Source organism: Flavobacterium sp. LB2P53 (assembly GCF_003970305.1).
In the GTDB taxonomy this organism is placed as follows: domain Bacteria; phylum Bacteroidota; class Bacteroidia; order Flavobacteriales; family Flavobacteriaceae; genus Flavobacterium.
In genome coordinates this window covers 38,321-64,150 of sequence record NZ_RYDG01000015.1, presented here as the reverse complement: position 1 = coordinate 64,150, position 25,830 = coordinate 38,321, and the positions used below count along the sequence as shown (strand labels likewise).

Annotated in this window: 24 protein-coding genes; 14 read left to right on the top strand and 10 right to left on the bottom strand. The window is 34.6% G+C overall.

Annotated elements, in window-relative coordinates:
• Nucleotides 1–344: 344 nt before the first annotated feature.
• On the bottom strand, nt 345–1,001 hold the full coding sequence (locus tag EKL95_RS14265) for a TrmH family RNA methyltransferase (RefSeq protein WP_126456320.1): 657 nt from the start codon (nt 999–1,001) through the stop codon (nt 345–347).
• Between the two features lie 217 nt (nt 1,002–1,218).
• Here EKL95_RS14265 and EKL95_RS14260 point away from each other — a divergent pair, with 217 nt between their 5' ends.
• From EKL95_RS14260 to EKL95_RS14240, 5 genes are all read left to right on the top strand, one after another.
• Nucleotides 1,219–1,911 carry an SIR2 family NAD-dependent protein deacylase gene (locus EKL95_RS14260; protein WP_126564485.1) on the top strand — a complete coding sequence of 231 codons (693 nt, stop codon included), beginning with the start codon at nt 1,219–1,221 and terminating at the stop codon, nt 1,909–1,911.
• A gap of 67 nt (nt 1,912–1,978) precedes the next feature.
• On the top strand, nt 1,979–3,328 hold the full coding sequence (gene purB / locus EKL95_RS14255; RefSeq protein WP_126561938.1) for an adenylosuccinate lyase: 1,350 nt from the start codon (nt 1,979–1,981) through the stop codon (nt 3,326–3,328).
• A gap of 194 nt (nt 3,329–3,522) precedes the next feature.
• Nucleotides 3,523–5,763, top strand: a complete 2,241-nt coding sequence (locus tag EKL95_RS14250) for a cation:proton antiporter (protein ID WP_126554341.1) — start codon at nt 3,523–3,525, stop codon at nt 5,761–5,763.
• Nucleotides 5,764–6,017: 254 nt separating this feature from the next.
• A complete protein-coding gene (locus EKL95_RS14245; protein ID WP_126564484.1) occupies nt 6,018–6,623 on the top strand; it encodes an NAD(P)H-dependent oxidoreductase in 606 nt (201 codons plus the stop codon).
• 1 nt (nt 6,624) lies between these two features.
• Nucleotides 6,625–8,508 (top strand): monovalent cation:proton antiporter-2 (CPA2) family protein, encoded by a 1,884-nt coding sequence (locus tag EKL95_RS14240; protein ID WP_126564483.1) that lies wholly within the window; start codon nt 6,625–6,627, stop codon nt 8,506–8,508.
• A gap of 87 nt (nt 8,509–8,595) precedes the next feature.
• Here EKL95_RS14240 and guaB read toward each other — a convergent pair whose 3' ends face one another.
• A complete protein-coding gene (gene guaB, locus EKL95_RS14235; protein WP_126454571.1) occupies nt 8,596–10,068 on the bottom strand; it encodes an IMP dehydrogenase in 1,473 nt (490 codons plus the stop codon).
• 85 nt (nt 10,069–10,153) lie between these two features.
• Between guaB and EKL95_RS14230 the strand changes: the two genes are divergently transcribed.
• On the top strand, nt 10,154–10,435 hold the full coding sequence (locus EKL95_RS14230) for a cation-transporting P-type ATPase (protein ID WP_158614868.1): 282 nt from the start codon (nt 10,154–10,156) through the stop codon (nt 10,433–10,435).
• A 6-nt stretch (nt 10,436–10,441) separates the two neighbouring features.
• On the top strand, nt 10,442–10,564 hold the full coding sequence (locus EKL95_RS15340) for a hypothetical protein (RefSeq protein WP_255416256.1): 123 nt from the start codon (nt 10,442–10,444) through the stop codon (nt 10,562–10,564).
• Between the two features lie 138 nt (nt 10,565–10,702).
• On the opposite strand, the gene EKL95_RS14225 is transcribed toward EKL95_RS15340, so the two are convergent.
• The 3 genes from EKL95_RS14225 to EKL95_RS14215 form a co-directional block, all read right to left on the bottom strand.
• Entirely contained in the window at nt 10,703–12,097 is a 1,395-nt protein-coding gene (locus EKL95_RS14225; protein WP_126564481.1) for a DUF5723 family protein, read from the bottom strand.
• A complete protein-coding gene (locus tag EKL95_RS14220; RefSeq protein ID WP_126564480.1) occupies nt 12,094–12,645 on the bottom strand; it encodes a hypothetical protein in 552 nt (183 codons plus the stop codon). Before EKL95_RS14220 ends, EKL95_RS14225 begins: the two co-directional genes overlap by 4 nt.
• 107 nt (nt 12,646–12,752) lie before the next feature.
• A complete protein-coding gene (locus EKL95_RS14215) occupies nt 12,753–13,616 on the bottom strand; it encodes a hydroxymethylglutaryl-CoA lyase (protein ID WP_126564479.1) in 864 nt (287 codons plus the stop codon).
• Nucleotides 13,617–13,814: 198 nt separating this feature from the next.
• Here EKL95_RS14215 and EKL95_RS14210 point away from each other — a divergent pair, with 198 nt between their 5' ends.
• Nucleotides 13,815–14,426, top strand: a complete 612-nt coding sequence (locus EKL95_RS14210) for a hypothetical protein (RefSeq protein WP_126564478.1) — start codon at nt 13,815–13,817, stop codon at nt 14,424–14,426.
• A complete protein-coding gene (locus tag EKL95_RS14205; RefSeq protein WP_126564477.1) occupies nt 14,423–15,133 on the top strand; it encodes a DUF3307 domain-containing protein in 711 nt (236 codons plus the stop codon). Before EKL95_RS14210 ends, EKL95_RS14205 begins: the two co-directional genes overlap by 4 nt.
• On the opposite strand, the gene EKL95_RS14200 is transcribed toward EKL95_RS14205, so the two are convergent.
• Nucleotides 15,119–16,138 (bottom strand): quinone-dependent dihydroorotate dehydrogenase, encoded by a 1,020-nt coding sequence (locus EKL95_RS14200; RefSeq protein WP_126564476.1) that lies wholly within the window; start codon nt 16,136–16,138, stop codon nt 15,119–15,121. The genes EKL95_RS14205 and EKL95_RS14200 overlap by 15 nt on opposite strands.
• A 531-nt stretch (nt 16,139–16,669) precedes the next feature.
• On the opposite strand from EKL95_RS14200, the gene pepT reads away from it, so the two are divergent.
• Nucleotides 16,670–17,923 carry a peptidase T gene (gene pepT, locus EKL95_RS14195; protein ID WP_126564475.1) on the top strand — a complete coding sequence of 418 codons (1,254 nt, stop codon included), beginning with the start codon at nt 16,670–16,672 and terminating at the stop codon, nt 17,921–17,923.
• Between the two features lie 568 nt (nt 17,924–18,491).
• Nucleotides 18,492–18,953 (top strand): hypothetical protein, encoded by a 462-nt coding sequence (locus tag EKL95_RS15075; RefSeq protein WP_199736848.1) that lies wholly within the window; start codon nt 18,492–18,494, stop codon nt 18,951–18,953.
• Nucleotides 18,954–19,026: 73 nt separating this feature from the next.
• Here EKL95_RS15075 and yajC read toward each other — a convergent pair whose 3' ends face one another.
• The 3 genes from yajC to EKL95_RS14175 form a co-directional block, all read right to left on the bottom strand.
• Nucleotides 19,027–19,299, bottom strand: coding sequence for a preprotein translocase subunit YajC (gene yajC / locus EKL95_RS14185; protein ID WP_126454584.1), 273 nt, complete (start codon nt 19,297–19,299; stop codon nt 19,027–19,029).
• Between the two features lie 24 nt (nt 19,300–19,323).
• Nucleotides 19,324–20,235 (bottom strand): transcription antitermination factor NusB, encoded by a 912-nt coding sequence (gene nusB, locus EKL95_RS14180; protein WP_126564486.1) that lies wholly within the window; start codon nt 20,233–20,235, stop codon nt 19,324–19,326.
• A gap of 185 nt (nt 20,236–20,420) precedes the next feature.
• On the bottom strand, nt 20,421–21,527 hold the full coding sequence (locus EKL95_RS14175) for a Glu/Leu/Phe/Val family dehydrogenase (RefSeq protein ID WP_126460240.1): 1,107 nt from the start codon (nt 21,525–21,527) through the stop codon (nt 20,421–20,423).
• Between the two features lie 201 nt (nt 21,528–21,728).
• Here EKL95_RS14175 and EKL95_RS14170 point away from each other — a divergent pair, with 201 nt between their 5' ends.
• Both EKL95_RS14170 and EKL95_RS14165 read left to right on the top strand, forming a co-directional pair.
• The gene (locus EKL95_RS14170) at nt 21,729–23,489 is read left to right on the top strand and encodes an ABC transporter ATP-binding protein (protein ID WP_126561946.1); all 1,761 of its coding nucleotides are present in this window, start codon (nt 21,729–21,731) and stop codon (nt 23,487–23,489) included.
• 71 nt (nt 23,490–23,560) lie between these two features.
• Entirely contained in the window at nt 23,561–23,941 is a 381-nt protein-coding gene (locus tag EKL95_RS14165) for a PUR family DNA/RNA-binding protein (protein ID WP_126460233.1), read from the top strand.
• Nucleotides 23,942–24,050: 109 nt separating this feature from the next.
• On the opposite strand, the gene EKL95_RS14160 is transcribed toward EKL95_RS14165, so the two are convergent.
• Complete coding sequence (locus tag EKL95_RS14160) at nt 24,051–24,386, bottom strand: tRNA-binding protein (protein WP_126460231.1); 336 nt, start codon at nt 24,384–24,386, stop codon at nt 24,051–24,053.
• 279 nt (nt 24,387–24,665) lie between these two features.
• Here EKL95_RS14160 and EKL95_RS14155 point away from each other — a divergent pair, with 279 nt between their 5' ends.
• Nucleotides 24,666–25,784, top strand: a complete 1,119-nt coding sequence (locus EKL95_RS14155) for a GTP cyclohydrolase (RefSeq protein WP_126564474.1) — start codon at nt 24,666–24,668, stop codon at nt 25,782–25,784.
• Nucleotides 25,785–25,830 lie beyond the last annotated feature (46 nt).

Genomic DNA, 25,830 nt, shown 5'->3' with positions numbered 1-25,830 from the left:
CTATAAAAAACCTAATTTTAAATACAATAAATAGCTGTAAATCAAAACAATAAAACCTTAACTTAATGACATTGCGCTCGCGCTAGCGAAGGTCTAGAATCAGACAGTCTATAGAATCTCTTTTTAATTAGTTAATTAAAAACACAAATATTCAAAGAGCATGCAAAGTTAGATCCGCAAAAGGATTATTAGTGCAGCTGCTTGGCAAGATAGCAGCTGCCTTTATAAACTTAATATTTTAACCCTTGATTCGCTTTATTTGTCATTGGAAATAACGGCGTCTATCGCTATAAAATGAATCCGAACAATATAAAAGACATACAACTAGAAAGTGAAACAACGTTTTAATGCTCCTCAAAATACCGTTCTTCAATTCGCTTAATGTCTTTTATTGAATTTTTGGCCCAAGCCAATCGCTTTTCTAAAATTTCATTTTCGGATAAATGCCAATCAATATTTGAATTGCGCAATCGATTCGTCAGGTTTTGAATGATGATTGCCGCCGAAACCGAGATGTTTAAACTCTCAGTAAAACCCACCATGGGAATTTTTAGAAAACCATCGGCGCGCTTCAAAATTTCTTCTGATAACCCGTCTCTTTCTGTTCCAAAAAATAAAGCGCTGGGTTTCGAAATATCAAAATCTTCCATCAAACAATCATTCTCATGTGGCGTGGTAGCGATTATTTGATATCCTTTACTTTTTAACGCATCCACACAGTTTGTAATGCTGTCGAAGGTATTGATATCGACCCATTTTTGGGCGCCCATGGCAATTTCCTTGTCGATACTTTTTCCGTAGCGTTGCTCGATAACGTTCAATTCCTGAATTCCAAAAATCTCACAACTGCGCATCACTGCGCTGGTATTGTGCATTTGAAAAATATCTTCTACAGCAATGGTAAAATGATTGGTTCTGTTTTCTAATATTTTCAGGAATTTTTCTTTGCGGTTATCCGTTAGGATATTTTCGAGAAAATTAAGGTAATCGATGTCGACCATTAGAATATTTATTTATGCAAAAATAGTAAAAAAGACTAGCTTTATAGCTTCAAAAGTAGATTCTGACAGCTGCTTTTGGGATTGTTCCATAAAAGCTGAATTATAAATGATTGCGGAATTTGCGTGAGGGATAGAGGCGGTATCCTTTTTGGGCTTTTTAGCCAAAAAGATAAAGCCGAAAGCCCGACCCTTGTGGTCACGCCCAAATTAATATAAAATGAAAAAGAAATTAGTGGTTTTGACAGGAGCAGGAATTAGTGCCGAAAGTGGCATCAAAACCTTTCGCGATAGTGATGGGCTTTGGGAAGGCCATAATGTCAATGATGTGGCGACTCCAGAAGGCTGGCATAAAAATCCTGCTTTGGTTCTTGATTTTTACAATCAAAGACGAAAACAACTCAAGGAAGTGCAACCCAATTTAGGGCATATAATTTTGGCTGAATTAGAAAATGAATTCGATGTTTTCATTATTACACAAAATGTAGATGATTTACACGAACGCGCCGGAAGCACTAATGTGTTGCATTTACACGGCGAATTATTGAAAGTAAGAAGTACCAAAAACCCAGATTACATTTTAGATTGGCAGGACGATTTGAATTTTGGCGATTTCGATGAAAATAAAAATCAATTGCGCCCTCATATTGTTTGGTTTGGAGAGGAAGTTCCCGCTCTTGATCAAGCCATTAGAATTAGTGAAGGTGCAGATTATTTTGCGGTGATTGGGACATCTTTGCAAGTGTATCCTGCAGCCGGATTAATCGATTTTACAGCCCGCGAAATACCTATTTTTTATATTGATCCAAAACCCATAAAAATTCCAAATCTCCGAAATCCATTAGATGTGATTCCTGAAGTGGCATCAGAAGGAATGAAAACACTAAAAAAGAAGCTAATCGGCTTTATTTAAAAACCATTCGTTTTCTATTTTGTCACGAAAGGGTTATATTTGCGCCTTTCGAACAAACAACAAAACAATGACTACTTTAAACGAATTGAATGCTATTTCTCCTATTGATGGAAGATATAGAAACAAGACTATTTCGCTGGCTCCATTTTTCTCTGAAGAAGCCTTAATCAAATACCGTGTATTGGTTGAAATTGAATATTTCATTGCTTTGTGCGAAGTACCTTTGCCTCAACTTGCAACCGTAAACCCAGATGTATTCGACAGTTTACGTAATATTTATAAAAACTTCTCTACTGAAGATGCCCTTTGGATCAAAGAGACGGAGAAAGTAACCAACCACGACGTAAAAGCGGTAGAATATTTCATCAAAGATGCTTTTGAAAAACTAGGCTTATCCCAATATAAAGAGTTTATTCACTTTGGATTAACATCTCAAGATATTAATAACACGGCGATTCCGCTTTCGACAAAAGAAGCTTTCGAGAAAGTATACATGCCTTCCTTGATCACTTTGACATCAAAATTAAAAGATCTAAGTGTCGAATGGCGCGATATTCCAATGCTTGCCCGTACCCACGGACAACCGGCTTCACCTACTCGTTTGGGTAAAGAAATTGGTGTTTTTGTAGAACGTCTGGAAGAACAAATGCGTTTGTTGTTTAATATTCCTTTTGCAGCTAAATTTGGCGGAGCAACTGGAAATTACAATGCGCATCATGTGGCGTATCCTCAAATTGACTGGAGAAAATTTGGAGGGAAATTTGTGGAGGACAACCTTGGTTTACACCACTCCTTCCCTACTACTCAAATTGAACATTACGATCATTTTGCTGCATTTTTTGATGCGTTGAAAAGAATAAATACAATCATCATTGATTTGGACCGAGACATTTGGACGTATGTTTCGATGGAATATTTTAAGCAAAAAATCAAAGCGGGAGAAATAGGTTCTTCAGCTATGCCACATAAAGTTAATCCTATTGATTTTGAAAATTCAGAAGGAAATTTAGGAATGGCCAATGCGATTTTCGAACATTTATCAGCTAAATTACCTTTGTCTAGATTGCAACGTGATTTAACGGACAGTACCGTTTTGAGAAATATTGGTGTACCAATAGGACATACGTTAATCGCTTTTGAAGCTACTTTGAAAGGCTTGAACAAATTGTTATTGAACGAGCCAAAATTCCACGAAGATTTAGAAAAAAACTGGGCTGTAGTTGCCGAGGCAATTCAAACAATTTTGCGTCGTGAAGGATATCCTAATCCGTATGAAGCATTAAAAGGATTGACCAGAACCAATGAAGCTATTGATAAAAAAGCGATTCACGGTTTTATAGCAACACTTGAAGTTTCGGATGCCATTAAAGCTGAATTAATGCAAATAACTCCTAGTAATTTTTTGGGAATCAGCTAAAAAAAAATAACCCGTCTTCTTATTAAATTCTGCTTCTATAAAATTTTAACGTTTTATGGGAGCAGAATTTTCTTTTAAGACTAAAATTATCATAAAAAAAAGTTATCCTTTAACGTTTTTTTTGATAAATAATAATAAAATTATATATTACAACAATACCAAAAAACATTTAATACAAATCAGTACATCCATCAATGAATCCCATAGAAGCAACATCACAAATAACACAACATTTACATCCTCTGATCAGTGATTTAGGATTAATATTAATGACCGCTGCAGTTGCGGTACTTTTATTCAAAAAAATAAGACAACCTTTAGTCTTAGGATATTTAATCGCTGGTTTTTTAGCGGGGCCAAATTTTATTTTTTTTCCATCAGTACAAGAAATAAACAGTATCGAAGTCTGGGCTGAGATTGGTGTTATTTTCCTTTTATTTAGTTTAGGCCTGGAATTTAGTTTTAAAAAACTGATGAAAGTTGGAGGTACAGCCGCTATTACGGCGCTGTTTCAAATAACCACTATGATCGTTTTAGGGTATCTCGTCGGACAATGGATGGGATGGTCCTTGATGGATAGTATTTTTTTAGGCGCTATTTTATCGATGTCTTCAACAACAATTATTCTTCGTGCTTTTGATGAGCTGAATGTAAAGGGGAAAAAATTTGCTGGAATTGTTTTTGGAACCTTGATAATAGAGGATATTGTAGCCATTTTGCTGATGGTCTTACTTTCAACAATAGCTGTCAGTAAACAATTTTCAGGAATGGAGTTATTCGAATCTGTTTTAAAACTCTTTTTCTTCTTAATATTATGGTTTGTAGGTGGTATCTTTTTCATACCCACCCTTCTTAAAAAAGCAAAAAATTTATTCAATGAGGAAACCCTATTGATAATATCAATCGCACTCTGTTTAATGATGGTTATCTTAGCTACAAAAGCAGGTTTTTCCCCAGCACTAGGTGCCTTTATAATGGGCTCTATCATTGCTGAAACCATTCATTCAGAAAGAATTGAGCATTTAATTAAACCCGTAAAAGATTTATTTGGAGCTGTTTTCTTTGTATCGGTAGGAATGTTAATCAACCCAAATACTTTAGTAGAATATGCAGTCCCTGTTGTAGTAATCACGTTAATTACAATTTTTGGAAAATCGATAAGTACGATGTTTGGAGCGCTAATTGCCGGTCAGCCCCTAAAGCAATCAGTCCAGTCAGGGATGAGTTTAGCACAAATTGGCGAGTTTTCTTTTATCATTGCCACCTTGGGAATGACATTAAAAGTGACAAGTGATTTTGTGTATCCAATTATTGTTGCAGTTTCAGCAGTAACGACTTTCACTACCCCATTTATGATCAAAATAGCGTTGCCAGTTTATGAACGCTTAATAAAAATACTGCCTAAAAAATTGATAGATGCTATAGATCGATATAGTGTGAATTCACAATCTGTAAAAACGACCAGTAATTGGCAGATTGTTTTGAAAGCAAAGTTGTCACAAATTGTGGTTCATTCTGTAATTATTATTGCCATAATTATTTTATCTGACCGCTATATTATTCCAATGACAGAAAGTTCTAAATTTGGAAACGCAGCAGCAGCCTTGGTAACATCCATAATAATAGCTCCTTTTTTATGGGCGTTATCCTTCAGAAAAGTGGCGGTAGAGCAGATTGAAGCTTTACAAAAAGCAGGCAAACATCGTGGTCCAATAATGGTATTGATTCTAATCCGAATTAGTTTAGGAATCTTTTTTATTGGCTTCTTATTAAATAATTTTTTGTCGCCTTGGATAGCCTTCGTCGCTTTGATCGCTGCAATATCTGTTTATTTATTGTTCCCAAAAAAATTAAACACTTTGTACAATAAAATTGAACTTCACTTTTTTCGAAATTTCAATGATAGAGAAATTTCTCAAGCACAGAAGAAACGAAGTGATTTAACTCCTTGGGACGGGCATATGGCATTTTTCGAAATTACCAAAGAATCAAATCTGGCAGGTAAAGCATTGAATGAACTTGAAATCCGAGAAAACATGGGTATTAATATTGCTTTTATAAAACGTGGAGGCATTACTATAAATATTCCTGATGGCAATGAACGTGTATTTCCCGGTGATGAAATTTGCGTCATTGGAACCGATGACCAAGTTCAAATATTTAAATCTTATCTGGATCAGAATGAAATTGAAGTTCCTGAATTAGTACAAGAAACCGCTATAATATTAAAACAAGTAGAACTAGAAAATGAAGAATTTATCGGAAAAAGCATTCGGAAATCACAGCTAAGAGAAAAAACGAATGGTCTGATCGTCGGGATTGAAAGAAATGAAAAACGGATTCTTAACCCGAATTCGGATATTATCTTAGAGAAAAATGATATTCTTTGGATTGTAGGAAACGAAAAATTACTCACTGCCTTTTTTGAAAAGTAAAACAAGGTCTTTTGTTGTACTCCAAGTTTGATAAAATTATAATTCAACAGGGTCCTCTTTTATTTGAGATGTATTTTACCATCGTCTAAAATAAATTATTATCTTTATTAAGAGACGTTCTCAATAAATCTATCGATTTTTTTGCCAGGATTTCTTGTTTTATTTTTAGTAGTACTGTAGCAATTAATATCATTATTAAATTTTAAATGCGAAAAAAAAATATAATTCAATAAGCTAATCACCTTATCAATTTTATGTCAAAAAACAAAATATTAATCCTATTTTCCCATCCACTTTACGAGAAATCGCACGCAAATAAAGCCTTGGTGGAAAATATTCCAGAATCAGAAAACATAACTTTCCATGATTTATACGAAGAGTATCCTGATTTTGATATTGATGTAAAACACGAACAGGTTTTGTTAAGTCAGCATGACATCATCATTTGGCATCATCCCATGTACTGGTATAGTTGTCCGCCATTGATGAAACAATGGATTGATATGGTACTGGAACACAACTGGGCATACGGAAAAAAAGGAAAAGCCTTGCAAGATAAAATTATTTTTCAAGTAATTACTACCGGCGGAGACAAAGAAAATTATTGCAAAACCGGCAGTGAACGGTACAGTATTCCTGAATTGCTCGAGCCGTTTAACCAAACCGCAAAAGTATGCAACATGATTTACTTACCCCCTTTTGTTGTGCATGGCACACACAATATGTCCAAAGAAGATTATAAACAAAACGGTTTAATGTATGGCCATTTTCTAGATTACATAAACAACAATAATTTAGATACGGAAGTACTTTTGCAGTACCATTATTTGAACGAATGGTTTGCCACAATACAACAATAACATGGATACCAATTTTTTACTTCAGGCTATTATTTATTTATCAGCTGCCGTTATTTGTGTTCCTATTGCTAAAAAATTAGGATTAAGTTCTATTTTAGGCTATTTATTTGCCGGCATAATAATAGGCCCTTATGTAATGGGGTTTATTGGTCAGGAAGGCCAGGATATTATGCATTTTGCTGAATTTGGCGTTGTGATGATGTTGTTTTTAATTGGTTTAGAACTGGAACCCAGTAAGTTTTGGAAAATGAGGAAATTTATTATTGGAATGGGTTCCGCACAATTAGTTGGAACAACGCTTCTTTTATTTTTTGGATGTCTTTATTTTATGGATTGGAAATGGGAAACCACACTGGCCGTTTCCTTAGCGCTCGCATTATCCTCTACGGCCATTGTATTGCAAACTTTAAAAGAAAAAGGATTATCTAATACTTCCGTGGGACGTTCGTCATTTGCTGTTCTTCTTTTTCAGGACATCGCCGTAATTCCGATTTTAGCATTTTTGCCGCTTTTATCTACCGTAAATCTAGAAACTACAAATGAAATTCAACAATCCCTAATTACAGGTTTCTCCAGCTGGTTGCAAACTTTAATAGTCATCGGATGTATATCAACAATATATTTTGCAGGCCGCTTTTTATTTGTTCCGCTATTGCATATTATCGCCAAAACTCGGTTGCAGGAATTGTTCACCGCATCGGCATTGTTATTGGTTGTAGGCGTTTCTTATTTGATGCAGCTGGTTGGGTTAAGTCCCGCTCTAGGAGCATTTATGGCTGGAGTCGTACTGGCCAACTCTGAATTTCGTCATGAGCTGGAAGGGGATATTGCTCCGTTTAAAGGATTACTGCTTGGTCTTTTTTTTCTTGGAGTAGGCGCATCGATAAACTTTAAACTGATTCTTGACAATCCCCTTTTCATATTTGTTTTTGGAGCTATTCTTACTTTGGTCAAGTTTTTCGTTTTATTTATAATCAGCCGCTTTCATAAAAAGAAAATAGACCAAAACCTATTATTTGCTTTTGGGTTAAGTCAGGCAGGAGAATTTGGTTTTGTAATCATGAGCTTCTCTATGCAGCTGAACATCATTCCTAACATTTTGGCCAATCAAATCATGGCTGTTATTGCTATGAGTATGATAGCAACACCTTTTTTGCTGTTAATAAATGAACGCTTAATTTATCCTAATTCAAAATTTAAAGAAAAGGAAACAAAAAAAGACAGTGATTATATTGATGAAGACAATCCTGTAATCATAGCTGGTTTTGGTCATTTTGGGAGTACAGTTGGACGCCTATTAAGAGCCAATAACGTAAAATCAACGATCCTAGATTATGATTCTGATCGAATAGATGTATTACGAAAAATGGGATTCAAAGTATATTATGGAGATGCCACTCGTTTAGAATTATTGAAAGCTGCAGGTTGTGATACTGCCAAACTTTTTATTGCTGCCATTGATAATCCTACGGTAAATTTGCAAGTAATTGAAACCTTAAAAAAACACTTCCCAAATTTAAAGATCTTAACTCGTGCCCGAAACCGAATTGATGCCTATGAATTAATTGACCATAAAGTAGAACACATTTATCGGGAAACGTTATTCAGTGCGGTCAATATGGGGGTAGATGCCTTAGTAGAATTAGGTCACAGAAAATATACCGCTACCAGACAAGGGCAGCAATTTATAAAATATGATGAAATTACCACCCGAAAATTGGCGGAAAAACGTCATGATAAAATGGCCTATCTGATCACCGTAAAAGAAGAAATTGAATTACAGGAACAATTGTTGAAAAGTGATATTTATTCCCAAGTTGCAGCCACCAATCACAGTTGGGACAGCGAGCATTTGAAAAACAACTTAGCAGATACTACAGAATAACGATTTTCCGAAAACTGAAAAAAGACATAATTAAAACCTTAAGCGGAATTAATTATGCCTTTTTTTATTGTTTAAAAAAACTAAAAATTATCTTGAATAATTAGGCGCTTCTTTTGTAATGGTTACATTATGAGGATGACTTTCATTGATTCCGCTAGCTGTTATGCGAACAAAACGACCGGTTTCCTGTAAAGTTGGAATGTCTTTAGAGCCACAATACCCCATTCCGGCACGAAGACCACCAATAAATTGTTGCATGCTTTCGTTCAATTCCCCTTTGTAAGGAACCCTTCCTACAATTCCTTCCGGAACCAGCTTTTTTACATCATCTTCTACATCTTGAAAATAACGGTCTTTAGAACCTTCTTGCATTGCTTCAACAGAACCCATTCCACGGTACGACTTAAATTTTCTGCCTTCGAAAATAATAGTTTCTCCTGGAGATTCCATGGTACCTGCTAATAATGATCCTAACATTACACAATCAGCTCCTGCAGCAATAGCTTTTGGAATATCTCCAGTGTAACGAATTCCACCATCAGCAATAACTGGAACTCCAGAACCTTTGATCGCCGCAGCTACTTCAAGAACAGCTGAAAACTGAGGAAAACCAACGCCTGCTACAATACGAGTCGTACAAATAGACCCTGGACCAATCCCTACTTTTACTCCATCTGCACCATTCTCAACTAGATATTTAGCTGCTTCAGCAGTGGCAATATTACCAACAATAACGTCTAAGTTAGGGAATTTCGCTTTAACTAATTTTAGTACATCGACAACTCCTTTCGTATGTCCATGAGCAGTATCGATAATAACTGCATCTACTCCGGCATTAACCAAAGCAGTAGCCCTTTCAACAGCATCGGCAGTTACACCTAACGCTGCAGCTACACGTAAACGTCCGTATTTGTCTTTGTTTGCATTTGGTTTTTGAGTCAATTTAGTGATGTCTCTAAAGGTAATCAGGCCCACTAATTTATAATCAGCATTTACTACTGGAAGTTTTTCAATTTTATGACCTTGCAAAACTACTTCTGCTTGTTCCAGAGAGGTACCTTCGGCAACAGTTACTAAGTTTTCACTGGTCATAACCTCAACAATAGGTCTTGAACTATTTTTTTCAAAACGTAAATCTCTATTGGTAACGATTCCTTTTAATATTTGATTTTCATCTACAATTGGAATACCTCCAATACCAAATTCTTTCATGGCATTTTTGGCATCTGCTACTGTTGAAGTTAATGGCAAAGTAACGGGATCGATAATCATACCGGATTCGGCTCGTTTTACTTTTCTAACTTTCGCAGCTTGCTGTTCGATGGTCATATTTTTATGCAAAACGCCTATTCCACCTTCTTGAGCCATCGCAATTGCCATCGCGCTTTCGGTTACGGTATCCATAGCAGCGGATACAATAGGAACATTTAACGTTATATTTCTTGAAAATTTGGATTGAATACTCACTTCGCGAGGAAGCACATTTGAGTAGTTGGGAACTAATAGAACATCATCGTAAGTTAATCCTTCACCGATAATCTTAGAGTTGTGTGCGATCATTGCAATTGTAGTTGGAGTTTAATTGCGTGCAAATATAGATAATTTTAAGCAAAAAATCGCTATCATTTTCCAATAAATAATTAAATTGCCGTTCAAAGTCAATTCTTTGGTTCTAAAATACGTCTTGGTTTCCAATCCAGAAAATCGGTTTAATTTATTTTGCTATGACAGAAACCCACACCAATTAAAAGGACTTTCTAATGAAGCCGTTTTACTTTCGAGAACAAAATTTGGCTCGAATACAATAGTGAATCAGAATAAAAATCAGTTCTTGAAATCCCTATTCGAAATGGTAAAGGAACTAATGTTCTTACTATTGCTCTCCGCAACTAGTGCTTATTTCATTACCAGTGATTATGGAAACTGAATTTTGATGAGTGTAGCAATTGTATTGGTTTCCGCTATTTCACTGTATCCGGAATCCAAAAGCAGAACAGTAATTGAAGCCTTAAAAAAATTATCCCGATCCAAAAGCAAAGTCATTTGCAACGGCTAAATCATTGAAATTTCAAGCGAGGAAATAGTTGCTGACAACAAAACGCAACTAGGCATAAAATAGGGCAATCATTCGGGAACTCTTGAATTATGGAAAAATAGCAACTTAAAAGCTAACGAAGTATTGTTAGATAGTACTTTATCTTTTACTGTTTTTGAAAATAACATTTAACCCCAGTTGAAAAGAAAGACTATTTGCCTTGGTAACATCGCGGTATTCCAAAAGATTATCAGCAAGAATATAGAAATTTACTGGTCCAAAATGACTGGACAATCCCAATCCTATATTCTTGTACGAATACGAATCTATGGTGTACGTGGCTTTCATTTGCAATGCCTTGAAGAGTTTTCGCCTGTAATAGGTGGTAAAAGCGACTAGTGGAGTTCGTGGTGTAGACATAACAAATAATTGAGCGCCAACTGCACTTTTATAAATAGTTTCCGGATCATAATTAAGACAATTGCAATCTTCTGGTCTTTCTTCGTCAAACGAATACTGAACCGAAGTATTGAATTTTGCCGGTCGCCAAGTTGTATAATCTGCATATAAGGTGTCCAAAGGAATGGCATCATTGAATTCCTTGTATCCGTTTCCTGGTGAATTACCGGAACTGAAATTCGGAATCACACCTTCATACTTATAGGTTCCTTTGTATGTTAAACTCTCTACTTCTTTGCTGTGTTTAATAAAACCCACATCAATAACACTGGCCGTAAGCTGTATGTTTTTCTTTGGATAATAGGTAAAACCAGCATCAAATCCCAGTCCTAAATTACCTCCTAAAAAAGCTCTTTTAGTAATGTCTTTCACCACATTAGGCTCGTAATTCTCATCATCATATTGAGCAATTCCAGACGTATTGAGTTGTAATTGTGAATAAATTATCTGTTCATAGGCTCCTGTAGTGGAAGGAATAGTGTAAATGTAGCCTGAGTTCTTGGTAGAATTAGCATTGTAAATACTCGAATAAATTTTCCCTCGTACTCCTAAAATAAACTTTTCATTGATGTTTTTATGAAATCCAAGGTGAAATACCGATAGCATTTCTGCTTTGACACTCAAATCACCTAAATTAAAAACTTTTCCCAGATAAGCGCTATTTCCGTCTAAAGCTAAAATGGCAATGTCTTTAGGAACATAACTCAACATATCAAATTCCTGATACATCCCAAACGAAATATAAGAATCATTTTGTTCTCCTTTGATTTTAAAACCTCCGTTAAAAATTTCTATTTGTTCATTGATCGCTACTCTGTCTTTTCTAGAAGATGAGAATACTGCATTCCGTAATTTTACATTAAAATCGACTCCGTTATCCGCAAATAAATCATATGCCGAAAATCCGCTTGAGCCTACATTTGCAGAAATTCCAGACAATAAAGGAACTCCAAAATACCAATTATATTTGAAATCTGCTCCCGGATTAGTCATCAAAGACTGAGGAACTGAAGTGAAATTATATAAAATTTGTTTGTTTTGCGAAAAGCAATCTACAACTAGAAATAAAATAAAAATTAAGATTACTTTTCTCATTCCAACACTAAATAAGCGGTTGCACCTGAACGCAGTTTCAAACTCCCAGCACTATCCTCGTTCAATAGTGCACCAGGCGACATTGTCAGTGTAAAAGCAATTCTGGTAGTTCTTTTTAATAAATCAAGCTGGGCATTTTCAAAAGTTTCTGTCTTAGTCATTTTGTTTTCCAGACCGGTATAAGCCGGAACAGTAAAATTTATAGCGTGAACGCGTTGGTGATTTTTGTCCAAAAACACTAGATCCACTGAATATGCTCTACTAATGGTATTTTCCATTTCAAATGAAAGTTCCACTTTTTTTAATCGCTGTCTAAAAAAATCATCATTAAACACATCCAATACGGGTGCATCATAGATCACGCTTTGCTCTACTCCATTGGTGACAAAATCTTTTGCCAGAATATCAAAATATGCTAAATTAGATACAAAAACAGGCTCTAACTTTAAAGTGTTCACCTGATCATAATCTAAATCACTCGCGCATGAAAAAGAGAACAACAACAATATTAGTATTCCTATAACTCTATTGAAAGCCAGTAGTCTCATGGTATGATACGTTAAAGAAAAAATTTGATTCGTATACTTAACGCATCAATGATAAACTTATTATTGCCAAAATAAAAGAGTTCCACACGGTTTCCTTTCTTTTATTTCTAGTGAAACTCTCCAAACAACTTAGAAGCCTCATTATAAGTACTTTCAAAACTCATTGGACTCATATTCGTATATTCTTTTTGGGCAGTAAAATACGATAATAATTTCTCTGTAGGCATGTTCCCAGTCAGATCATCAGTAGCCATCGGACAACCACCAAAACCCTGAATGGCACCATCAAAACGACGGCATCCTGCTTTATAAGCGGCATCAATTTTCTCAAACCATTTATCAGGTGTGGTATGGAGGTGTGCACCAAATTCTATTTCTGGATATTGTGGAATTAAATTTGAAAACAAATACGAGATTACATCAGGGGCAGAACTTCCTACTGTGTCCGAAAGCGACAGGATTTTGACTCCCATACTGGCCAATTTTTGAGTCCATTCACCAACAATTTCAACGTTCCATGGATCACCATAAGGATTTCCAAAACCCATTGATAAATACGCCACGACTTCTTTGTTGCTTTTAGCTGCAATTTCAAGAATTTCTTGTAAGGTAATTAACGATTCAGCTATGGTTTTGTGGGTATTCCGCATTTGGAAATTCTCAGAAATCGAAAATGGGAAGCCCAAATAGCGTATTTCAGGATGAACAGCCGCAAGAGTTGCTCCTTGTGTATTGGCAATAATAGCCAATAATTTGCTTTTGGTTTGAGATAAATCAAGTTGTGCCAAAACTTCTGCTGTATCCTGCATTTGCGGAATTGCTTTTGGTGAAACAAAGCTTCCAAAATCTATAGTATCAAAACCCACACGCAACAAAGACTGAATATAAGTCACTTTTCTTGCCGTAGGAATAAAGGGCTTGATGCCTTGCATGGCATCCCGTGGACATTCTATAATTTTTATTGGTTCCATAGAAAGCCAAAGATAGAAAAACAATTAAGATTATTAAATTATGATTTTTAAAATTTCTAAAATTGACATTATTACCTATTTTGGTAATAAATTAAAATATTACGTAATTTGGTAATAACAAATATTATTACGTAATTTGGTAATAATTTGATTCTAACCTTTTGAAATTGAATTTGATTTTTTAATTACAGTTGAAATATGATAAGTATAATCACAGGAGACATTATTAATTCGAGACAACTACCTTCTGCAATATGGATTGACGGCTTGAAAGAGCTATTGAATACCAAAGGTAAAAATCCGAGTGAATGGGAAATTTATCGGGGTGACGAATTTCAAATAGAAATTACAAATCCTGAAGAAGCACTACTCACAGCTTTACAAATTAAGGCGTATCTAAAAACGCTGAAACTCGATGCGAGAATGAGTATTGGTTTTGGTGATAAAACCTATTCTGGAGCAACAATTTCCGAAAGTAACGGAACTGCATTCGTTCGATCCGGGGAACTTTTTGAAACTTTAAAAAAACTAAAAACGACCTTAGTCATTAATTCCGGCACTAGCGATTTAGATACTGAAATAAATTTAATGCTGCGTTTAGGATTGACCTTTATGGACAATTGGCTGGCGCAATCGGCTGAATTTATTGTGGTTTCTATGGCAAACAAAATGCTTTCTCAAGAAGAAATAGGCACAAAATTAGGTATCAATCAAGCCGCTGTAAGTCGGAGACGAAAACGAGCACAATTTGATTTGGTATTGGAATTGGATAATCATTTTCGGAAAAAAATTAAAAACCTCCGTGTATGATTATTTTTGTAAAACTACTATTGGCCCATTTACTTGGTGATTTTTTGTTGCAACCCACATCTTGGGTTTTAGATAAAGAAAACAGGAAACATAAAAGTATTTATCTTTATATCCACACGTTTATTCACTTTTTTCTGGCTTGGATTTTAATTGGTAAGGCTAATTTTGTTTGGTTTGCGACTGTACTAGCGGTAACACATGGAGGAATTGATTTTATGAAATTACACGTTCAAAAAGACAAAACAAAACGCAATTGGTTCCTAATTGACCAACTTTTACATCTTATCGTGCTCATAGCAATTACACTATTTTACAATAACGACCGTATCGATTTTGCATCATATGACAATCAATTTTGGATCTTTGCAACCGGAATACTTTTACTGACACAACCTACATCGATACTGATAAAAAATATCATTTCGATTTGGACTCCAGAAAACAAAAAAAACGATGATTCTCTATCCAATGCTGGAAATTATATTGGAATATTAGAACGCTTATTTGTTTTTTACTTTGTAATTAGTGCCCATTTTGAAGCCATCGGTTTTCTATTGGCTGCAAAATCTATCTTCCGTTTTGGAGATTTAAAAGAAGCCAAGGACCGAAAACTTACTGAATATGTTCTTATCGGAACCTTATTAAGTTTTGGAATTGCTTTATTGACAGGGCTTTTAGTACAATATGGGATATTAGAATTTTTCTAAAATTTTCATATTTATGGCTTTCACTAAAGCTGGTCCTTCATAAATAAAACCGGTATACAACTGAATTAAACTTGCACCGGCGTCTAATTTTTCTATTGCATCTTCGGCTGAATGAATTCCCCCTACTCCAATAATCGGGAAGGCTTTATTGCTTTTCTCAGCTAAAAAACGGATTACTTCAGTAGACCGTTTTGATAATGGTTTTCCTGACAAACCCCCTAATTCGGCTTTATTTTCGGATTGCAATCCTTCACGGGAAATTGTAGTATTAGTAGCAATAACGCCCGCGATTTTAGTTTCCTTTATAATAGCAATAATGTCAAGTAACTGCTCATCTGTCAAATCAGGAGCAATTTTCAGCAGAATTGGCTTTTGCTTTGGCTTTGCCAAATTCTTATTCTGCAACGTTTGCAACAGTTGCGTCAATGGCTCTTTGTCTTGCAAAGCACGGAGATTTGGCGTGTTTGGCGAACTCACATTCACTACAAAATAGTCCACATAATCATACAAAGCGTCAAAACATATTTCATAATCTGAAGTCGCTTCTTCGTTTGGTGTCAACTTATTTTTTCCAATGTTTCCACCTATCAAAATACCTTTATTTTTTTTTAATCGTTCCACCGCTTCTTGAACTCCACTGTTGTTGAAACCCATTCGGTTAATAATGGCGCTGTCTTCTTTCAAACGAAACAAGCGTTCTTTAGGGTTTCCTTCCTGCCCTTTTGGGGTAAGTGTTCCTATTTCGATAAAACCAAAACCAAAGCTGGACAATTCTTTATACAACTTGGCGTCTTTATCAAACCCAGCCGCAAGTCCTACGGGATTTTTAAATTTTAGTCCAAAAACTTCTGTTTCTAATCGGGGATCCTTGACTTCATAAAGCAATTTAAAAAGAGAAGAAAACCCTGGGATTTTAGACAAAAAGTGAATTAATGAAAAAGTAAAATAGTGCACTTTTTCAGGATCAAACCAAAAAAGTATGGGACGTAAAAGTAATTTGTACATGGGTGCGTTGTTATGGAGTACAAAAATAGAATTATCTAACCGATAAATAAATATTTAGAAAATAATTTATATAAATCATTTTGATTACTAAAAATATCCGGGAGTACAACGCGTATTAGAGTTACTGATCCGTAAAAATGGTGACTCGGCAGGAATTACAAATTGTAATGCTTTTAATTCATGATGCCCAACAGTAAAGCAATAGTAGTCCGAAAAAATCTAATTCCTATTTTTAGTGGTTTAATAAAAGACGGAATCACCAACTTTTATATAAAAATAGTACCTATATTGATAGAGGAAAATCACTGGGACTTTGGACAAAAAAAATGGAAAATAGAAACTTTTCCGCGATTGTTTTAACGCTGATATACCAATGGCAAAAATATAATCGTTAATTATTTGCCTATACCGACACAAAAATAATAGTGCAGGCATTGTTATTTCAAAAGATTAAATCAAACAAAATTCACACCAACATTTACTTAAAAATGCTCCTTAAAAAATGATTATATTTGCATAAAACAAAGAAAAATGCAACATATCATAGACCGTTTTATCAGTTATGTAATTATTGATACCGAATCTGATTCAAACTCAGAAACTACTCCAAGCACCCAAAAACAATGGACTTTAGCCCATAAACTGGTTGACGAATTAAAAGCTATAGGAATGCAAGACGTAACAATAGATGACAAATCATATATTATGGCTACTTTGCCCAGTAATGTGGCTCATGAAGTGCCAATCATAGGGTTTATTTCTCATTTTGACACTTCTCCGGATTTTTGTGGAGCCAATGTAAAACCTCAAATTGTGCGCAATTATGATGGAAAAGATATTGTATTAAATCCAGATAAAAACATTGTATTATCCCCGAGTTATTTCAAAGATTTACTGCAGTATAAAGGACAAACACTAATCACTACAGATGGCACAACATTACTAGGAGCTGATGACAAAGCCGGAATTACAGAGATTGTTACCGCAATGGAGTTTCTGATCAATAACCCGGAAATCAAACACGGAAAAATACGAATTGGCTTCACACCAGACGAAGAAATTGGTCGTGGTGCCCACCATTTTGATGTAGATAAATTTGGAGCTGAATGGGCGTATACTATGGATGGTAGCCAGGTAGGCGAATTAGAGTATGAAAATTTTAATGCAGCTGGCGCCAAAATCACTTTCAAAGGCAAAAGCGTACATCCTGGTTATGCCAAAGGGAAAATGATCAACTCTATGCTGATTGCCAATGATTTTATCAATGAACTCCCCTCCGGAGAAACACCTGAAGAAACTAAAGGATACGAAGGTTTCTTTCACGTGCATCACATAACAGGAAGCATCGAAGAAACCGTTTTAGAACTTATTATTCGGGATCATAACAAGAAAAAGTTCGAAAGGCGTAAAGAATTAATCGAGAAAATTGTTCGAAAAATCAATAAGAAATTTGCAAAACAATTTGGTGAAGACATAGTTATCACTGAGATTAAAGATCAATATTACAATATGAAAGAAAAGGTTCTGCCTGTAAAACACATTGTAGATATTGCTGAAAAAGCAATGAAAGAAATAGGAATCAAACCGCTTATTAAGCCTATTCGTGGCGGAACAGACGGTTCACAATTGTCCTATAAAGGATTGCCATGTCCTAATATATTTGCAGGAGGACACAACTTTCACGGAAAATATGAATACGTTCCTGCTGAAAGCATGCAAAAAGCAGTTGAAGTAATCGTGAAAATTGCTGAGCTAACAGCATTAGGAGATTCAATTATAAAATAAGCCTAATTTAGAATATTCAAAAATCAATACCTATTCTTGGGATAAAAATAATAATTGGTATGCCTAATTATAATTTCTCAAATTAATTATTGCCACAACAGAATTAGCAGCAGTATTTCAGAAATTCTATCCTTGCAAACAATACGAATTCTTAGCATATCTTAAAACAGCAAAACGAGACGAAATTAAACGTTCCGGTATTAAAAAAAGAATACGAATACTATCAGAAAATATTAGTCTTAATGACAAATATGGATGACATTAAGTCCCATTTCGAAGAACTCAGATTGGGACTTTTTAATTTAAAAAACACTAAGAAAAGAACATTCACTACAAATCATTCAGAGTAAATGTCTCTAAAATCTTACTTATAGTCTTTCATCAACAATTGTCTCCTACCTCTATTTTTGGTATACTTGAAACTTCCAATTTAGAATATTGAAAAGCTTAACATTCGAAAATAAATTAAATCACTATATTTACTAACAATTACTTAACCATTTATTAACATTGAGCCATTTTTTTTAAGTTTTTAATAAAATCAAAAACGACACTAATAATACACACTATGATACAAAAAAAAGAAAATCCTACAGTACCTACTTCCGTAAAGCCTGAAATTGATAAACCCGTAAGGGCACCCAAAAACAAAGTTATCAAACCTTCTGAAGAAACTATAGTACCACTTAATGAAGTAGTAATAACTGAAACAATAGAAGAAACCATAGAAATTTCAGTAGAAGACAAAGACGATACAACTGTGGAAGTTCTAAATAAAAAGGACGATACAAAAGATCTTAAAAAGAAGTTAAAAATGAAAGACAAAGACATGAAAGACAAAGACAAGAAAAAGGCTAAAAAAGCTGACGCAAAAGAGAAAGCAAAGCAAAAAGCGAAAGCAAAAGCAAAAAAGGCAAAAAAAGCAAAAAAGGATAAAGCAAAAAAAGCAAAAGTAAAAGCCAAGATAAAAGCGAAGAAAGCAAAAGCAAAATCTAAAAAAGCAAAGAAAGCAAAGAAAAACAAAAAATAATCCGATTATTTTTTATCCAAAAAAGTCCCAATCCGAAACCGGTTGGGACTTTTTTAATTTCTTAAACCAAAAATTATTTTTTGTTCAATACTGCACTCATTTCCATAGAAATAGCAGAACGCTCCATTTTTAATTTTCCTGACATCGTCTCTACAACAACCGTTGTATCCGCTAGTTCAGAAACTTTTCCGTGAAGACCACTTTTTGTAATGATTTTATCACCTACTTTAAGTGTGCTTTCAAATTCTTTTTCATTTTTCGCTCTTTTTTGTTGCGGTCTAATCATGAAGAAATAGATCACCACAAACATTAATATAAAGGGTGCAAATTGAGTTAATTGTTCCATAATTTTATTTTTATTTGTTAATTATTACATTAAACCACGACCGGCTTTAATAATTCTTTTGCTGGTCTGAAGCTCTTTTACTAAATTGTCTAAAATTCCGTTGATAAAAATACTACTTTTTGGAGTAGAATATTCTTTGGCAACCTCTAAATATTCGTTAAGAGTTACTTTTACGGGAATCGATGGGAATTTCAAGAACTCACAAATAGCCATTTTTAGAATGATAGTATCTATTTCGGCAATCCTATCACTGTCCCAGTTGGGCGTTTTATCCACGTATTCCTTGGCTAATTCCGTTTCATTCAAGACTGTTTTTCGGAACAAGTCTTTCACGAAATCCTTATCTTCATTGTCTTTATATAACTTTGGCACTCTGAAATTATCATCTTCACCAGATTTGATTACCTTCAATTGCTTGATAATATGTGTGTTTACTAACGGAATATCATCCACCCAAGTCAATTTGTCATCTTCCAGATACTCATACAATTTCTCGTTAGGCACAATTACATCCATGAATAAATCAACAATAAACTGTCGATCTTCCTCAAAGGTGTTCACCGCATTATTCATGTATTGTGCATACAATGTGCTGGCTTTAATATCATTCAAAAGCAATAAAATATAATCGTCGTTTAACGTCCAATTATTGATTTTACGGTTTTCCAGCGCGATACTTAATGAATTATTTTCGGAAAGAATTTGAAAAATTCTATTTTTGATGAATTTTTCGTTTGGTTTACGTTCCTCAGGAGTTGCAAGATGTTTCAAACTGGATTTATGCAAAAAAATAGTTTCTGTTTTGCAAATTTCAATCAGCGAAGAAAGCATTATAAGATATAAATCTTGAATATTGTCGATACTGTAAAAAAGGAATTTTTCTTCTTTTTCCAGATTATCTGAACCGCTTTGATGCATCGCATAAATGGATTGCATAACCTTGACGCGAATGTGTCTTCTATTTACCACCTTGTAAGAACTTTTATTAATTAGGGTGCAAAAATAAGTATTTCATTTTTTAAAATAAAATATATAATCGGTTATTTTATTGCATTCAATCAACAGTATTCAGTGAATGGTACAAAAATGTTCGCTGAATACTGAAAACTGAGCCTTGAAAACTACTTTTTATTGTTTTCTATTTTTCTTTGATAGATGCGATTTTGAGCAATCGTCAAAGCCGCATGATGCGTTGTCATGTTGTTTGCAAGGGCAAAATCAAATATTTCTAAGGTTGTGTTGTAAATATTTTCTGTTTTACGCATGATCTCCGCTTTGTCATAATGTGCTAATTCAGCATACACATTAATAATTCCTCCGGCATTAATCAAAAAATCAGGCGCATATAAAATGCCTCTTTCTTGCAGAATTGCTCCGTGAACATTCTCATCCGCTAATTGATTATTAGCAGCTCCTGCAATAACTTTGGCTTTAATTTTATAAACAGTATTGTCATTTAAAGTTGCTCCCATGGCACAAGGCGCGTAAATATCAACATCAGCACTGTACAAATCGTCTCCTCTGAAAATTGCTGCATGGTACTTCGCTCCTACTTCATTCAGTTTTTCTTCATTGATATCAGCAATGGTGACAATAGCTCCTTCTTTAGTCAAGTAATCAACTAATGTTTCGCCAACGTGACCAATTCCTTGTACCAATACTTTCTTACCACTCAAAACATCCGACCCAAATTGTTGTTTTGCAGCCGCTTTCATGCCTAAATATACTCCGTAAGCCGTAACAGGTGATGGGTTTCCGGAACCACCTCTTGATTCAGAAATTCCAGTAACATACGGCGTTACATCTCTTACGGTATCCATATCTTTAGTTTCCATTCCCACATCTTCAGCAGTAATATATCGTCCGCTTAAAGAATGTACGAATTCACCAAATTTACGCATCAACTCCGGGGTTTTTTGTGTTTTGGCATCGCCAATAATCACCGCTTTACCGCCACCAATATTCAATCCTGTAATTGCTGCTTTAAAAGTCATTCCGCGTGAAAGTCGCAGTACGTCGTTTAGGGCTTCCCATTCATTCGCGTAATTATACATCCGCGTACCACCCAAAGCAGGACCCATAACCGAATTATGAATACCAATAATTGCTTTTAAACCTGTATCTTTGTCGTTGCAAAATACAATTTGTTCATGATCATCAAATGATAATTGACCAAAAACGGGATCCATTTTTTGAAGTTCCTTTACAGTAGTGAAAGCTGCATTCATAGTGTGAAATTTTTATAATGATAAAATTATGAATTTGTCAAAAAGACGATCCAAAATTACACAAAAAATAAATATGCGGTAACATCTTATATAAAAATTGTTTATTCAGCAATTTACACAATCGAAAAATTATTATTAAAATTACTAAAAGAAAAATTTTACACCATCAATAAAACTATTTCAACATAGAATATCATAAAAATGAAAGAATTACGTTATTTAAATAAATATTTCGTCAAATACAAATACAGTTTTTTACTGGGGATTGTTTTTACCATTATTGCACAGATCTTTATGCTTTTTACACCCAAGCTGATCAGCAAGTCTTTTAAGGTAATTGAGGCTTTCGCCAAAGATAAAACCGTAGCCAAATCAGTCATTCACGAGGAATTAGTTGCGAATATTTTACTAATTATTGCCACAACAATCATTGCTGGTTTTCTTACTTTTTTGATGAGACAAACCCTAATCGTGATGTCGCGCCACATCGAATTTGATCTAAAAAACGAAGTGTTTCGGCAATATGAGAATTTATCTCAAAATTTTTACAAACAAAATCGTACCGGCGATTTGATGAACCGAATCAGCGAAGATGTATCCAAGGTCAGAATGTATGTAGGTCCTGCGGTGATGTATACTATAAATACCGTAATTCGTTTTGCTATTGTAATTGTGTATATGTATAACGTATCGCCAAGATTGACTCTGTATACCTTGCTGCCTTTGCCGCTATTGTCCTATGCCATTTTTAAACTTAGTTCCGAAATCAACGTAAGAAGCACTATTTTTCAACAATATTTATCTAAAGTTTCTAGTTTTTCACAGGAGATATTTTCAGGAATCCGAGTGATCAAAGCATATTCATTAGAAGATCAACACCAAAAAAACATGGTGAATTTAGCCCATGAGAGCAAAAGCAAAAGCTTGAATTTAGCCAAAGTACAATCTTTATTTGGACCATTAATGCTTGCCCTTATAGGAATCAGTAACTTAGTGGTCATCTATTTTGGTGGTCTGATGTACATTGATGGAACGATCAAAAGCATTGGAACCATCGCTGAATTCATCCTATATGTCAACATGCTGACCTGGCCCGTGGCTTCACTAGGTTGGGTTTCGTCAATGGTTCAGGAGGCCGAAGCCTCTCAAAAAAGGTTAAATGAATTTTTGAAAATTGAACCCGAGATAAAAAACAAAAACGAAAACAAATCCATAATTGAAGGTTCTATTTCTTTTGAAAACGTAAGTTATACCTACGAGGACACTAACATCAAAGCGTTACAAAATATTTCGTTCACAGTAAAAAAAGGAGAAACCTTAGCCATTTTAGGAAAAACAGGTTCCGGAAAATCGACTATTTTATCGTTGATTTCCAGAATGTATGATGTTACAGCCGGGAAAATAAATATTGACGGAAATGAAATAAGCACCATTAATCTGTTTGATTTACGCAACAGCATTGGTATTGTGCCACAAGATGCCTTTTTGTTTTCGGACAGTATCAAGAATAATATTATGTTTGGGAAAGAAAATGCTTCAGAAGAGGAAGTGAAATCTGCTGCCAAAAGTGCTGTGGTACATGACAACATTATGGGCTTCAACAAACAATACGAAACGGTTCTGGGCGAAAGAGGAATTACACTTTCCGGAGGTCAAAAACAAAGAGTTTCCATTGCCAGAGCAATTATTAAGAATCCCCCTATTTTACTTTTGGACGATTGCTTGTCAGCAGTGGATACTGAGACCGAAGAAGCGATATTAAACAATTTGCAAGAAATCTGCAAGGACAAAACAACTATTATAGTGAGTCACCGCGTATCATCAGCTAAAAATGCCGATCGAATTATCATTATCGAAAAAGGACAAATTATCCAACAAGGCTCTCATAATCAATTGATAAATCAAGAAGGGTATTATGCTGCTTTGTATTTGAAACAACTTTCAGAAAAAGAAATGCTATAATTGTTGTATAATACATATTTTTTATAGATTTTTGGATACTAGTTAACAACCATAAATTGACAGAAAGGATTATGAGAGAACATGACATGTTAGAAAAAGAAGAGATATTTTCTAAAGTTTTAAGAGCTGGAAGAAGAACGTATTTCTTTGATGTGAGAGCGACAAAAGCAGATGATTATTACATTACCATTACTGAGAGCAAGAAATTTACGGAAGAAGATGGATCTTTCCATTTCAAAAAACATAAAATCTATTTATACAAAGAAGATTTTGCTGCTTTTGCAGAAATTCTTGGCGAAATGACTTCTTATGTTTTGAACCACAAAGGCGACGAAGTAATATCAGAAAGACACCAAAAAGATTTCAAAAAAGAATATGCCTCTGAGAAATCAGAAGATGAAATCATACCGCAAACATCAACTTTTACCGATATAGAATTTGATGATATTTAATATTTAGTTCCTTACTTACCAATAAAAAAGTCCAAAAACCATCTGATTTTTGGACTTTTTTGTTATAGAAAATTAATTTACAGTTGATTGCAAGAATTCCTTTCACAAATTAGCCAATTCGCAATCCGTTTTGAATTTTGAAATCCGGCGCCAGTAAAATCACGTCCCCTTCCTGACCAACTGCTCCTAAAATTAAACATTCACTACTAAATTTTCCAATTTGTTTTTTAGGAAAATTGACTACGGCAACAATCTGTCGGTCTAGCAAATCCTCTTTCCTGTACCGTTTCGTTATTTGTGCGGATGTTTTTCGGATTCCAATTTCGGAACCAAAATCTATTGTGAGCTGATACGCTGGTTTTCTCGCTTCGGGGAAATCATTCACTGCCAGAATTGTTCCTATACGCATCTCTACTTTTTCGAATTCAGTCCAGGATAATTCCATAAAATCTTAGTTTTAGTTTTGAGTTATAAATATACTATTTTAACTATTTATACAACGCCAATCCGCAAGGAAAAACCAGCTCTTCATCGACAAACTCAAATACAGCAATAGTGATAGAAATATCCGTGACATATTCCTTACCAATAAAAACCTAAAATACGAGTCCTTCACACAAAGGAATAATATGGCCTTTTTTTACTTTTTCATGTATAAGTTAATTATATTCGTAGTTTTGTGCCTCAATAAAACAGTAACTATACATTGAATCAATCCTACGCAATGATCACCATACAAGAAGCAAAAACAAAAAGCGAATTAACTGATTTTATCAAATTCCCTTTTTCTTTATACAAAAACAATAAGAACTGGGTTCCGCCATTAATTGCTGAAGAACTGGAAGGATTTGATAAAACAAAAAATCCCGCTTTTGAAACTGCCGAAGCCTATTTTTATGTTGCTAAAAGAAATACCGAAATAGTAGGCAGAATTACGGCAATTATCAATTGGAGTGAGGTAAATGATCAGCAAAAAAAGAAAGTGCGTTTTGGCTGGTTTGACGTCATTGATGACATCGAGGTAACTAAAGCCCTTTTAGAAAAAGTATATGAATTAGGACGGAAAAACAATTTAGAACATGTTGAAGGCCCGATGGGATTTTCAAATCTAGACAAAGTAGGTATTCTGACCGAAGGTTTTGACCAAATAGGAACCATGATTACTTGGTACAACCATGAATATTATGCACGTCATTTTGAGCAATTGGGCTATGTAAAAGAGAAAGAATATATTGAGAGTAAATTTCCTTTTGAAAACGTAAAACTACAATTTTTTGAAAAAGCAAATGATTTAGTCAAAAAAAGATACCAGTTAAGTCCGCTTAATTTCAAAACAACTAAAGAGGTCATGCCTCATGTGGATAAAATGTTTGATTTATTTAATAAATCCTACGCTTCCCTATCGTCATTTGTTGCTATTTCCGACACTCAAAAAGAGTATTTCAAGAAAAAATACATCAGCTTTATCAATCCTGAATTTATAAAATTTGTAGAAGACAAAGATCATAACATCGTGGCCTTTAGCATTGTGATGCCTTCTTTTGCAAAGGCAGTACAAAAATCCAAAGGGAAATTATTCCCGCTTGGATTTCTACATTTACTATTGGCAAAAAAATACAGCAAAGATGTCATTTTCTATCTGATAGGCGTATTGCCGGAATATCAAAACAAAGCCGTTACCGCAATTATTTTTAAAGAATACTATGAAACTTTCCGAAAAAAAGGGATTGTTAATTGTTTTAGAACCCCTGAATTAGCTGATAATGCTCCCAGTCTAAACTTGTGGAAACATTTTAATCCATTAATTCACAAACGAAGATGCACGTATCGGTTAGAATTGTAGTATTTGACAAGTATTGAATTAAAAAAATTCATCAGTTTTGCTGATG

Coding starts and splice junctions, on each gene's coding strand:
- EKL95_RS14265 (WP_126456320.1), bottom strand. CDS start 1,001: ATGGTCGACATCGATTACCTTAATTTTCTCGAAAATATCCTAACGGAT.
- EKL95_RS14260 (WP_126564485.1), top strand. CDS start 1,219: ATGAAAAAGAAATTAGTGGTTTTGACAGGAGCAGGAATTAGTGCCGAA.
- purB (WP_126561938.1), top strand. CDS start 1,979: ATGACTACTTTAAACGAATTGAATGCTATTTCTCCTATTGATGGAAGA.
- EKL95_RS14250 (WP_126554341.1), top strand. CDS start 3,523: ATGAATCCCATAGAAGCAACATCACAAATAACACAACATTTACATCCT.
- EKL95_RS14245 (WP_126564484.1), top strand. CDS start 6,018: ATGTCAAAAAACAAAATATTAATCCTATTTTCCCATCCACTTTACGAG.
- EKL95_RS14240 (WP_126564483.1), top strand. CDS start 6,625: ATGGATACCAATTTTTTACTTCAGGCTATTATTTATTTATCAGCTGCC.
- guaB (WP_126454571.1), bottom strand. CDS start 10,068: ATGATCGCACACAACTCTAAGATTATCGGTGAAGGATTAACTTACGAT.
- EKL95_RS15340 (WP_255416256.1), top strand. CDS start 10,442: ATGAGTGTAGCAATTGTATTGGTTTCCGCTATTTCACTGTATCCGGAA.
- EKL95_RS14225 (WP_126564481.1), bottom strand. CDS start 12,097: ATGAGAAAAGTAATCTTAATTTTTATTTTATTTCTAGTTGTAGATTGC.
- EKL95_RS14220 (WP_126564480.1), bottom strand. CDS start 12,645: ATGAGACTACTGGCTTTCAATAGAGTTATAGGAATACTAATATTGTTG.
- EKL95_RS14215 (WP_126564479.1), bottom strand. CDS start 13,616: ATGGAACCAATAAAAATTATAGAATGTCCACGGGATGCCATGCAAGGC.
- EKL95_RS14210 (WP_126564478.1), top strand. CDS start 13,815: ATGATAAGTATAATCACAGGAGACATTATTAATTCGAGACAACTACCT.
- EKL95_RS14205 (WP_126564477.1), top strand. CDS start 14,423: ATGATTATTTTTGTAAAACTACTATTGGCCCATTTACTTGGTGATTTT.
- EKL95_RS14200 (WP_126564476.1), bottom strand. CDS start 16,138: ATGTACAAATTACTTTTACGTCCCATACTTTTTTGGTTTGATCCTGAA.
- pepT (WP_126564475.1), top strand. CDS start 16,670: ATGCAACATATCATAGACCGTTTTATCAGTTATGTAATTATTGATACC.
- EKL95_RS15075 (WP_199736848.1), top strand. CDS start 18,492: ATGATACAAAAAAAAGAAAATCCTACAGTACCTACTTCCGTAAAGCCT.
- yajC (WP_126454584.1), bottom strand. CDS start 19,299: ATGGAACAATTAACTCAATTTGCACCCTTTATATTAATGTTTGTGGTG.
- nusB (WP_126564486.1), bottom strand. CDS start 20,235: ATGCAATCCATTTATGCGATGCATCAAAGCGGTTCAGATAATCTGGAA.
- EKL95_RS14175 (WP_126460240.1), bottom strand. CDS start 21,527: ATGAATGCAGCTTTCACTACTGTAAAGGAACTTCAAAAAATGGATCCC.
- EKL95_RS14170 (WP_126561946.1), top strand. CDS start 21,729: ATGAAAGAATTACGTTATTTAAATAAATATTTCGTCAAATACAAATAC.
- EKL95_RS14165 (WP_126460233.1), top strand. CDS start 23,561: ATGAGAGAACATGACATGTTAGAAAAAGAAGAGATATTTTCTAAAGTT.
- EKL95_RS14160 (WP_126460231.1), bottom strand. CDS start 24,386: ATGGAATTATCCTGGACTGAATTCGAAAAAGTAGAGATGCGTATAGGA.
- EKL95_RS14155 (WP_126564474.1), top strand. CDS start 24,666: ATGATCACCATACAAGAAGCAAAAACAAAAAGCGAATTAACTGATTTT.